Below are 10,283 nucleotides of genomic sequence, written 5' to 3'. Positions count from 1 at the left end.
CGGGTGCAGCGCGACGCGCAGGGGTCGATGCTCAAGGAACACGGCTTCTCGCTGCCTTCGGTGCACCTGCTCGCCGAGGCGCGCAACATGGCGAAGGACGCCTCGCTGTCGCCGGAGGCGCTGGAGCAGAACGCGCGCATGCTCGAGGGCGTGCTCGAGGATTTCGGCGTCAAGGGCGAGATCATCCATGTCCGCCCCGGACCGGTGGTGACGCTCTACGAACTCGAACCGGCGCCGGGCATCAAGTCCTCGCGCGTGATCGGCCTTGCCGACGACATCGCCCGCTCGATGAGCGCGATCGCCGCCCGCGTCGCCGTCGTGCCCGGCCGCAACGCCATCGGCATCGAGCTGCCCAACCAGAAGCGCGAGACTGTCTATCTCAGGGAACTGATCGCCAGCCGCGATTTCGAGGCGTCGAAGGCCAAGCTCGGCCTGGCGCTCGGCAAGACCATCGGCGGCGAGCCGGTGATCGCCGACCTCGCCAAGATGCCGCATCTGCTGGTGGCCGGCACCACCGGCTCGGGCAAGTCGGTGGCGATCAACACCATGATCCTGTCGATTCTCTACAAGATGGATCCGTCGAAATGCCGGCTGATCATGATCGACCCGAAGATGCTCGAACTGTCGGTCTATGACGGCATTCCGCATCTGCTCACCCCGGTGGTGACCGATCCCAAGAAGGCGGTCGTGGCGCTCAAATGGACCGTCCGCGAGATGGAAGAGCGCTACAAGAAGATGTCGAAGATCGGCGTGCGCAACATCGACGGCTTCAACGCCCGCGTCGAGCAGGCGGCAAGCTCGGGCGAGCCGATGACCCGCACCGTGCAGACCGGCTTCGACCGCCACACCGGCGAGGCGGTCTACGAGACCGAGGAATTCGACCTCACGCCGCTGCCCTACATCATCGTGCTGATCGACGAGATGGCCGACCTGATGATGGTGGCCGGCAAGGACATCGAGGGCGCGGTGCAGCGGCTGGCGCAGATGGCGCGCGCGGCGGGCATCCATGTGATCATGGCGACGCAGCGCCCCTCGGTCGACGTCATCACCGGCACGATCAAGGCCAACTTCCCGACCCGCATCTCCTTCCAGGTCACCTCGAAGATCGACAGCCGCACGATTCTCGGCGAACAGGGCGGCGAACAGCTCCTCGGCATGGGCGACATGCTGTTCATGGCCGGCGGCGGCCGCATCCAGCGCGTGCACGGGCCGTTCGTGTCGGACAAGGAGGTCGAGGACATCGTCTCCTATCTCAAGACCCAGGGCGTGCCCGAATATCTCGACGCGATCACCGAGGATGACGACGACGGCGAGGGCGGCGGCGGCGGACCGGCCGGCACCTCCAATCTCGCCGAGTCGGACGATCCCTACGACCAGGCCGTGGCCATCGTGCTGCGCGACGGCAAGGCGTCGACCTCCTATATCCAGCGGCGGCTCGGCATCGGCTACAACCGCGCCGCCTCGCTGATCGAGCGGATGGAAAAGGAAGGCGTGATCAGCGCCGCCAACCATGCCGGCAAACGCGAGATCCTGGTGCCGACGGAAGACGATATCGATCCGCGCTAGCCAGGCACAGCCCGGCGTCACACTGGCGCCGCAGTCTTGGGCGACACGGACACGGACAAGAAACGGAGACAGAGATGTCGAAACAGACCCTTTCCAGCGCGGCCATTCCGCATGATCCGGTTCGCAGGGCGCTTCTGGGCGCAGGCCTGGGGCTGGGACTGTCGCTGATGGCGGCAGCCGCCGGTCTTCTGGCCTTTCCCGGCACGGCGCGCGCGCAGGACGCGGCGCAGAAGCTCGCCGACCATTTTTCCTCGGTCAAGACCATGACCGGGGAATTCATCCAGTTCGGCCCCAATGGCGAACAGACCGGCGGCAAGTTCTTCATCGATCGTCCCGGCAAGCTCAGGTTCAACTACGAGGAGCCGTCCTCGATCCGGGTCATCGCCGACGGCAAGGCGGTCGTCATCGGCAACCGCAAGCTCAAGACCTGGGATCTCTATCCGCTCGACAAGACGCCGCTCAAGCTGCTCTTGTCGGAGCGTATCGACTTATCGGGCGAGACCGTGCGGTCGGTAACGGAAGATCCGGACCTGACCACCATCGTGCTGGGCAACAAATCGATCTTCGGCGATTCGACCATCAGCCTGATGTTCGACCCCAAGAGCTTCGAGCTCAAGCAGTGGACCATCCGCGACGCCCAGGGCAAGGACACGTCGGTGATGATCTACAACGTCCAGACGGGCGTGAAATTCGCCGACAATGTGTTCCAGGTGCCCTATTCCGAAGTCACCAAGCGCACCCGCGGCGGCGGCTGATCCCGCCAGCGCCGGCAGAGGACCAGTTGCGAATGTGAGCGAGGCGGCTCGGATGCTTAGGGAGCGGTTGCAGATCAATCTCCCCCGGTGAGCCGCTCGTGCCGCGCGCCTCCTGGTCAAAATGCCTTGTCAGTCATCCGGGCGAGGCTTATTGTAGTCACAATAGTCACTCCGGTCAGGATGCGTGCAATGAAGCCATCACCGCACGATGAGGCAAGCTGGACCGTCGCCACCGCGAAAGCGCGACTTTCCGAGGTGATCGAGCGCGCGCAATCCGCGCCGCAGACGATTACCCGCCACGGCAGGCCAAGCGTGGTTGTAGTGTCTGCAGAGGAATGGCAGCGCAAGAGCGCGCGCAAGGGGACGCTGGCCGAATTCCTGCTTGAGTCGCCCCTGCGGGGCATCGAGCTTGATGTCGGCCGTCAACGCGACGAGCCCCGTGATCTGCCGCTGTGAGATTTCTGCTCGACACGAATGTCTTGTCGGAAGTGACACGGCCGCGCCCGGACGCCCGCGTCCTGCAATGGCTGGATGAACTTGACGAAGACCGTAGTTTCATCAGCGTCGTGTCGATTGCGGAAATCCGCCGTGGCGTCGCCCTCATGGACAAGGGGCGAAAGCGCGATGCCCTGAACGAGTGGCTCACCTCCGACCTCCCGCAACGGTTCGACCAGCGCGTCATCGCGGTGGAGCAGGATGTTGCTCTGGCTTGGGGAGGTCTGATGGGCGATGCCAAGCGGAAGGGTCGCAATCTGTCATCGATGGATGGCCTGATTGCAGCCACCGCGATCGCCCGCGATCTTGCTCTGGCCACGCGCAACATCAAGGATTTCGAGAGCTTGGGGATCCGTCTCATCGATCCCTGGGTTGCGTGAAGGCCCAACGTGCCGGCTGCGCATCACATGTGCACAGCCCGCTTTAGCGCTTTGAATTGACCTCCGCAGCCTATAGGTCAATTCTATCCCGTTGACCGCGACCTGCAGGAGGCGATCCGACTTGGCGTTTTCCATCACCACCTGGAACATCAATTCCGTGCGGCTGAGACTGCCGCTGGTGCAGCATTTTCTCGAGACCGCCCGGCCCGACGTGCTGTGCCTGCAGGAAACCAAGTGCCCCAACGATTCCTTCCCGAGCACGGCCTTCCGCAAGCTCGGCTACGAGCACATCGCCATCCACGGCCAGAAGGGCTATCACGGCGTCGCCATCCTCTCGCGGCTGCCGCTGTCGGATGACCAGCGCAAGACCTATTGCGAGATTGACCACACCCGCAACATCTCGGCCGTCGTCGCGGCACCCGGCGGCCGCAGGATCCGCATCCACAATTTCTATGTGCCGGCCGGCGGCGACGAGCCGGACCGGGAGATCAATCCGAAATTCGCCCACAAGCTCGATTTCATCGAGGAAATGAAATGCCTGCACGCCGAGGCCGAGCAGGCGGACGGCATTTCCTCGATCCTGGTGGGCGATCTCAACATCGCCCCGCTCGAGACCGATGTCTGGTCGCACAAGCAGCTTCTGAAGGTGGTGAGCCACACGCCGGTGGAAACCGAGGGCCTGGTGGCGATGCAGCAGGCCGGCGGCTGGGTCGACCTGATCCGCGCCCATATCCCGCCCGAGGAGAAGATCTTCACCTGGTGGAGCTACCGGGCGCAGGATTGGGACGCGGCCGATCGCGGCCGGCGGCTCGACCATGTCTGGTCCTCGCCCGATCTGCTGCCTTTGCTCACGCGCGTCGATGTGCTGCGCGAGGCCCGCGGTTGGGAGCGGCCGTCCGACCATGTCCCGGTCACCGCGCATTTCGCGTTCTGATGTCTGCCCCGCACCGCCCAAGGCGGGGCGCGGTCATCGCCTCGAATAAGGGCTCTGACGCCGTCAGCCGGCGAAGCGGTCGGCAACCTTGGCAAGGCCGGCGTTGAGCGCGGCCAGATTGTCGTTGATGCGCTGCCGGACGATGCCGGCGATGTCGGGATATTCCTCGAGCATGCGCCGGAACAGCGGCCGGTTGATGCGAATCACCTCGGCATTGTCCGGCGCGATCGCCGTCATGGTCCGGTCGACGGCGGTGACCATCGCCAGTTCCCCCAGCAGCGCGCCGCGCTCGGCCATGCCCAGCACGGTGGTCTGGCCGTCGCGACCCTTGCGGCTCAGCTCGAACCGGCCGTCGGCGACGACGAAGGCGCAATCGGCCGGCGTGCCCTCGCGGAACAGCACCTGGCCGGCCTGCAGCTTGCGCCGCTCCGCGCCGAAGGCGATCAGCCGCAGCTTGTCCTCGCCGATGTCGCGGAACAGCGAGACGGTGGAAAGCAGGGCTATGTCGTCGTTCAGCGCCATGGTCGTGGTCCTTGAAGCCTGAGGGGCGCCTTACGGAATGATCTTGTAGCCGCCGCTTTCGGTGACCAGGATCTCGGCATTGGACGGATCGGCCTCGATCTTCTGGCGCAGGCGGTAGACATGGGTCTCCAGCGTATGGGTGGTGACGCCGGAATTGTAGCCCCAGACCTCTTCCAGCAGCACGTCGCGGGTCACCACCTTCTGGTCTGCCCGGTAGAGATAGCGGATGATCGCGGCTTCCTTCTCGGTAAGCCGGATCTTGCCGCCCTTGTCGTCGAGCAGCAGCTTCTGGCTCGGCTTGAAAGTGTAGGGGCCGACGGTGAAGGTGGCGTCCTCGCTCTGCTCGTGCTGGCGGAGCTGGGCGCGGATGCGCGCCAGCAGCACCGCGAAGCGGAACGGCTTGGTGACATAGTCGTTGGCGCCCGCCTCCAGGCCCAGGATCGTGTCCGAATCGGTGTCGTGGCCGGTCAGCATGATGATCGGCGACTTGAAGCCGCCCTTGCGCAGGAGTTTCACCGCCTCGCGCCCGTCCATGTCGGGCAGGCCCACATCCATGATCAGCAGGTCGACATGTTCGGCGCGGGCCGCCTGCACGCCCTTGGTCGCGGAGGACTGCTGGGAAATCGCGAATTCCTCGTACAGCGAGAGCTGTTCGACAAGCGTCTCCCTCAGATCGTCATCATCGTCTACCAGCAGGATCGAGCGAGCGGTCATTGCGGCGGTTCCTCTTCCTATCGACGCGGGCGCCGGTTCAAGCCGACGCTCCCTTCTGTGTCAAATGACATTTATGTCTCTGTTTAGGCACTTTCGAGGCGGCGGCAAAGTGCTAAATACCATGCCGGGTCCGAGAGGGAGCACTTGATCGTGAGGATTTTGTTACCGAAGCGGCCGGCGTCCGGCAAACCGAGCGGCCGCGGGTCCCGACCCCGCACCATCGCGGTGCGGCAAAAGCCGGGCGACAGGCTCAAGGCGCTGGTCCGGGCAGGTCCCGTGGCGGTTCCCGCGGCGCTCGGCCGCGGCGGGATCACGAGTTTCAAGCGCGAGGGCGACGGGGGCACGCCGCGCGCGGCGATGGCGGTGCTGGGCGGGTTCCGCCGCGGCGGACTGCTTGCGCCGGACCGGTCGGGGATCGCGCTCAGCCGCGTGGGCCCGGGCGACGGCTGGTGCGACGCTCCCTCCCATGCCGCCTACAACCGCCAGGTCCGGCTGCCCTTTGCGGCCAGCCACGAGACGCTCATGCGCACCGACGCGCTCTATGATTTCGGCTACGTCCTTGACTGGAACATCCGCGCGCGGCGGCGCGGCGGGGGCAGCGCCATCTTCCTGCACGTGGCGCGGCCCGGCTATCGCCCCACCGAAGGCTGCATCGCACTCTCCCGCCGCGATCTGCTCAGGCTGATGCCGTTCCTGCGGCGGGGGACGAGGGTCCGCGTCGTCTGACGCAGCCCACCGCCGGTCAGGCGCCGAACAGGCCGATGGTGGCGCCGATGCCGATCATCACCAGCAGCCAGTGCAGGCCGTCGATGACCACCAGTTCCCAGCCGAACCCCTGGTAGCGGTTGTTGATGGTCATGGTGGTCATGATGATGCCCGCCCAGATGAACAGGGCGGAAATCACCCCGTTCACGACCGTCACCTGTCCGAGATGGCCGATGATGCCGGCGGTGACGAAGGCCAGCACCAGTTCCAGGATGAAGCTGGTGGCGAGCAGCCCGGCCAGCACCGGCTTCGGCCCGGCAGGGTCAATCTTCGCCGCCTTCATCCACGGCTTGCTCAGCGCGGAGTAGAAGATAGCGCCGATGACGAAGGCGACGATGGCCGCGACCAGGATCGCCAGATAGTTCATGCCCGCAAATTGCATCTGTCCATCCTCCCGAGTTTAGCGCGATCACGGTTTTCCATTCCTGAAGCGAGGTCAAGTGGGATCTGAAGGCCAGATCAGGGAGTGACCCGCCAGACAGAGGTCCGCTTGATCTCACTGTCCTCGAGCGCGCGGGTCACCGGCACCATGTAGGTGGCGCGCAGCTCCAGCCCCTCCTTCGGGCAATAGGCGCGGCCCGGATCGCCCACCAGCACCGTCGCGCCGCGGTGCGCGAGCGCCGTGAGCCACGGACAGACGCGCTCGGCCATGGCGCGGTCATAAAACACGTCGCCGGCGAGCACCACGTCCCAGCCCTCGTCCGCGCCGATCAGGTCGTCCGCGCGAAAGGCGAAGGCCACGCCGTTCGCCGCTGCGTTGAGCCGCGCCGCGGTGGCGGCCCAGGGGTCGATGTCGGCGGCGGTGACACGGGCCGCGCCGGCTAGGCTGGCGGCGATGGCCACGAGGCCTGAGCCCGAGGCGAAATCGAGCACGGTCTTTCCCGCGACCAGATCAGGATTGTCGATGAGATGGCGCGCCAGGCCCTGGCCGCCGGCCCAGGCGAAGGCCCAGAACGGCGGCGGCAGGCCGAGCGCGTCGAGCTCTTCCTCGGTCTTGAGCCACAGATCATGCGCCTCGTCGGCCAGATGCAGCCGGATCTCGGGCACATGCGGCGGTGCGCCGAGCGCGGTGTTGGCGCGGATGAAGCTTTCCGGCTCGGTCTTCATCCGTCAGCGCCGGGTAAGCCCGGTCACTCCGGCGAGCGCGGCGGCGTGTCGAGCTTGCCCATGCGGCAAACCTCAAGATATTCGGCTTCCGTCACCGGCTGCACCGACAGCCGCATCGAGGTGACGAGGCTCATCTCGCTGAGCTTCGGGTTGGCCTTGACGTCCTTGAGCGTCACTGGCTCGGGCATGTCGCAGACGGCGCGGATGTCGACGCATTCCCAGCGCGGGTCATCGATGGTGGTGTCGGGATGGATCAGCCCGCAGACCTCGACAATGCCCACCACCTCAAGCCCCTCGTTGGAGTGGTAGAAGAAGCCCTTGTCGCCCAGTTTCATGGCGCGCATGTTGTTGCGGGCCTGGTAGTTGCGGATGCCGTCCCACTGCTCGCCGGTCTTGCCCTTGGCCTTCTGCATCTCCCAGGACCATTTGAACGGCTCGGACTTGAACAACCAATAGGCCATCTCACGCCTCCGGATTCTTGAAGACCCAGTTGAAGGCGCGGATCTCGGTGGAGGCGAACAGGCCGGCGATCGCATAGGGATCGGCGGCGGCAATGGCTTCGGCCTCGCCCTTGTCCGCGGCGGAGACGACCAGCAGGCTGCCCATCGGCTTCTCGTCGTCGCCCAGCAGCGGCCCTGCCATCTTCAGAACGCCGCTCGCCTCGATGCTCTTGAGGTACTCGACATGGGTCGGGCGCGTGGCCATGCGAAGATCGAGGGAACCGGGCTTGTCCTTGCACATCAGGGCGTAAAGCATGAAATCTCCAATCGCGGGATGGTCGGGCCCGGAGCGACGCCGGGCGGTGCGAGCTGCAGTCTATGCCCTGCCGGGCCGCCGGTTTCAATATCCGCCGCGCGGTTTGATGAGCCGGGCTCAGGCCTTGGCGCCGCGCCTGCCGTGGCCGATCAGCGCGGTGGCCTCCTGGTCGAGCGGCCAGCGCGAGCGCGGCGCGAGATCGAGCGCGTCGAAGGGCAGGCCCGCGGCCATGCGTTCGGCGCCGGCCCAGGCGATCATGGCGGCGTTGTCGGTGCAAAGGTTGAGCGGCGGGGCGATGAAGCGGAAGCCTGCGCTTTCGGAGCGGGCCTCGAGCGTCGCGCGGATCGCCCGGTTGGCGGCGACGCCGCCCGCCACCACCAGCGCCGGCTTCGATCCGGTGCCGAAACGCTGCGCAAACCGGTCAAGCGCCATGGCGATGCGGTCGTCGAGGCTCGCGGTCACCGAGGTCTGGAACGCCAGGCAGAGATCGGCGATGGTCTGGTGCGACAGCGGCGCCTCGGCTTCCGCCATCTGCCTGACCGCGGTCTTGAGCCCCGAGAAGGAGAAATCGAGCCGCGGGTCCTTCCGCATCGGCACCGGCAGGCGGAAGCGTCCCGGCGTTCCCGCCAGCGCCGCCTGCTCCACCGCCGGGCCGCCGGGATAGCCGAGCGAGAGCAGCTTGGCGGTCTTGTCGAAGGCCTCGCCCAGCGCATCGTCGATGGTGGTGCCCCAGCGCTCGTAGTCGCCAACGCCCTTGACCAGCACGATCTGGGTATGGCCGCCCGACACCAGCAGCAGCAGATAGGGAAAGGCCACATTGTCGGTGAGCCGCGCCGTCAGCGCATGGCCCTCGAGATGGTTGACGCCGATGAACGGCTTTCCCGTCGCCATGGCGATGGCCTTGCTGGTCATCAGCCCCACCATCAGGCCGCCGATCAGCCCCGGCCCGGAGGTGACGGCGATGGCATCGATCCCGTCGAGCGCCACGCCGCTTTCCGCAAGCGCCTCGCGCACCAGCCGGTCGAGCACCGAGACATGGGAGCGGGCGGCGAGTTCCGGCACCACGCCGCCGAAGGCCGCATGCAGGTCGAGCTGGCTCAGCACCACATCGGACAGGATCTCGCCGCTGCCGTCGGCGCGCCGCTGCACCACGGCGGCGGCGGTCTCGTCGCAGCTCGTCTCGATCCCCAGAATTGTCAATCCGCCCATGCCGATGATGTCTCTTATGTCGCGCGGCCCGATATTGCGCTTGGCTGGTGATCCCGATACTCGTTTGTCGGTAACAACGGAACGGATGTCTTGCAAATGAAACCTTATCGCATCGGAACCCGCGGCAGTCCGCTTGCGCTGGCCCAGGCCCATGAGACACGCGCCCGATTGATGGCCGCGCATGGAATGCCCGAGGAGGCGTTCGAGATCGTGGTGCTGTCGAGCAAGGGCGACCGGATCACCGACCGTCCGCTGTCGGAAATCGGCGGCAAGGGACTTTTCACCGAAGAGCTCGAGGAGCAGCTCTCCGACGGCCGGCTCGACATTGCGGTGCATTCCTCCAAGGACATGGCAACGACGCTGCCAGAGGGGCTCGGCATCATCGCCTATCTCGAGCGCGAGGATCCGCGCGACGCCTTCATCAGCCCGGCTGCGGCGCGGCTCGTCGACCTGCCGCAGAACGCGGTGGTGGGCTCGTCCTCGCTCCGGCGCCAGGCGCTGATCCGCCGGCTGCGGCCGGACATTTCGGTGATCATGTTCCGCGGCCTGGTCGACACGCGGCTGCGCAAGCTTGCCGATGGCGACGTCCACGCCACGCTTCTGGCCTATGCCGGGCTCAAGCGGCTGGGCAAGGCCGAGGTGGTGACCGAACTGCTCGATCCGGAAAGCTTTCCGCCCGCGCCCGGCCAGGGGGCCATCTGCATCGAGGCGCGGCTCGACGACGCGCTGGTCGCGGAGCTGATCGCGCCGATCGATCATGCAGGCACCCATGCGGCGCTGTTGTGCGAACGGGCGTTCCTGGGCGTGCTCGACGGATCCTGCCGCACCCCGATCGCCGGCCATGCGACGATCTCGGGCGACCGGCTTGCGTTTTTCGGCCTGATCCTCACCCCGGACGGGACGGTGTCGCACGAGGTGCGCCACGAGGGGCTTGCCAGCGAGGCGGCGGCGATGGGCGCCGCGGCGGGCGCCGAGGCGCGTGCAAAGGCGGGCCCCGGCTTCTTCGAAACCTGGAGCTGACCCCGAAATGCGCGTGCTGGTGACGCGGCCCGACCCGGGCGGAGAGCGCACCGCCGGCCG

General features: G+C 66.4%; 14 protein-coding genes. 7 read left to right on the top strand and 7 right to left on the bottom strand.

Annotated features, from left to right (window positions below):
- From LL06_RS25150 to LL06_RS25130, 5 genes are all read left to right on the top strand, one after another.
- Positions 1–1,566 (top strand): DNA translocase FtsK (locus LL06_RS25150; protein ID WP_035533565.1); only part of this gene is annotated, 1,566 nt, incomplete at its 5' end.
- Between the two features lie 74 nt (positions 1,567–1,640).
- Positions 1,641–2,321 (top strand): outer membrane lipoprotein carrier protein LolA, encoded by a 681-nt coding sequence (locus tag LL06_RS25145; protein ID WP_035533563.1) that lies wholly within the window; start codon positions 1,641–1,643, stop codon positions 2,319–2,321.
- A gap of 189 nt (positions 2,322–2,510) precedes the next feature.
- Positions 2,511–2,777, top strand: coding sequence for a type II toxin-antitoxin system Phd/YefM family antitoxin (locus tag LL06_RS25140; protein WP_035533561.1), 267 nt, complete (start codon positions 2,511–2,513; stop codon positions 2,775–2,777).
- On the top strand, positions 2,774–3,196 hold the full coding sequence (locus LL06_RS25135; protein ID WP_035533559.1) for a type II toxin-antitoxin system VapC family toxin: 423 nt from the start codon (positions 2,774–2,776) through the stop codon (positions 3,194–3,196). The genes LL06_RS25140 and LL06_RS25135 overlap by 4 nt, the downstream gene beginning before the upstream one ends.
- Positions 3,197–3,317: 121 nt before the next feature.
- Complete coding sequence (locus tag LL06_RS25130) at positions 3,318–4,130, top strand: exodeoxyribonuclease III (RefSeq protein ID WP_035533557.1); 813 nt, start codon at positions 3,318–3,320, stop codon at positions 4,128–4,130.
- 63 nt (positions 4,131–4,193) lie between these two features.
- Here LL06_RS25130 and LL06_RS25125 read toward each other — a convergent pair whose 3' ends face one another.
- Together LL06_RS25125 and LL06_RS25120 are read right to left on the bottom strand one after the other, a co-directional pair.
- Complete coding sequence (locus tag LL06_RS25125; RefSeq protein WP_035533555.1) at positions 4,194–4,652, bottom strand: cyclic nucleotide-binding domain-containing protein; 459 nt, start codon at positions 4,650–4,652, stop codon at positions 4,194–4,196.
- 30 nt (positions 4,653–4,682) lie between these two features.
- Positions 4,683–5,366 (bottom strand): response regulator transcription factor, encoded by a 684-nt coding sequence (locus LL06_RS25120; RefSeq protein WP_035533553.1) that lies wholly within the window; start codon positions 5,364–5,366, stop codon positions 4,683–4,685.
- 159 nt (positions 5,367–5,525) lie between these two features.
- Between LL06_RS25120 and LL06_RS25115 the strand changes: the two genes are divergently transcribed.
- Entirely contained in the window at positions 5,526–6,092 is a 567-nt protein-coding gene (locus LL06_RS25115; RefSeq protein ID WP_081964191.1) for a L,D-transpeptidase family protein, read from the top strand.
- Between the two features lie 16 nt (positions 6,093–6,108).
- Here LL06_RS25115 and LL06_RS25110 read toward each other — a convergent pair whose 3' ends face one another.
- From LL06_RS25110 to tsaD, 5 genes are all read right to left on the bottom strand, one after another.
- On the bottom strand, positions 6,109–6,513 hold the full coding sequence (locus LL06_RS25110; RefSeq protein ID WP_035533537.1) for a DUF1761 domain-containing protein: 405 nt from the start codon (positions 6,511–6,513) through the stop codon (positions 6,109–6,111).
- Positions 6,514–6,590: 77 nt separating this feature from the next.
- A complete protein-coding gene (locus LL06_RS25105; RefSeq protein WP_035533535.1) occupies positions 6,591–7,238 on the bottom strand; it encodes a methyltransferase in 648 nt (215 codons plus the stop codon).
- Positions 7,239–7,261: 23 nt separating this feature from the next.
- Positions 7,262–7,699 carry an EVE domain-containing protein gene (locus LL06_RS25100; protein ID WP_035533533.1) on the bottom strand — a complete coding sequence of 146 codons (438 nt, stop codon included), beginning with the start codon at positions 7,697–7,699 and terminating at the stop codon, positions 7,262–7,264.
- Between the two features lies 1 nt (position 7,700).
- A complete protein-coding gene (locus LL06_RS25095) occupies positions 7,701–7,994 on the bottom strand; it encodes a YciI-like protein (RefSeq protein ID WP_035533531.1) in 294 nt (97 codons plus the stop codon).
- 117 nt (positions 7,995–8,111) lie between these two features.
- A complete protein-coding gene (tsaD, locus tag LL06_RS25090) occupies positions 8,112–9,203 on the bottom strand; it encodes a tRNA (adenosine(37)-N6)-threonylcarbamoyltransferase complex transferase subunit TsaD (RefSeq protein ID WP_035533529.1) in 1,092 nt (363 codons plus the stop codon).
- A 90-nt stretch (positions 9,204–9,293) separates the two neighbouring features.
- Between tsaD and hemC the strand changes: the two genes are divergently transcribed.
- A complete protein-coding gene (hemC, locus tag LL06_RS25085) occupies positions 9,294–10,223 on the top strand; it encodes a hydroxymethylbilane synthase (RefSeq protein ID WP_035533527.1) in 930 nt (309 codons plus the stop codon).
- Positions 10,224–10,283 lie beyond the last annotated feature (60 nt).

Source organism: Hoeflea sp. BAL378 (genome assembly GCF_000759435.1).
Lineage (GTDB): Bacteria > Pseudomonadota > Alphaproteobacteria > Rhizobiales > Rhizobiaceae > Hoeflea.
The sequence above is the reverse complement of the archived record's forward strand: the minus strand, read 5'-3'. Positions and strand labels throughout refer to the sequence as shown.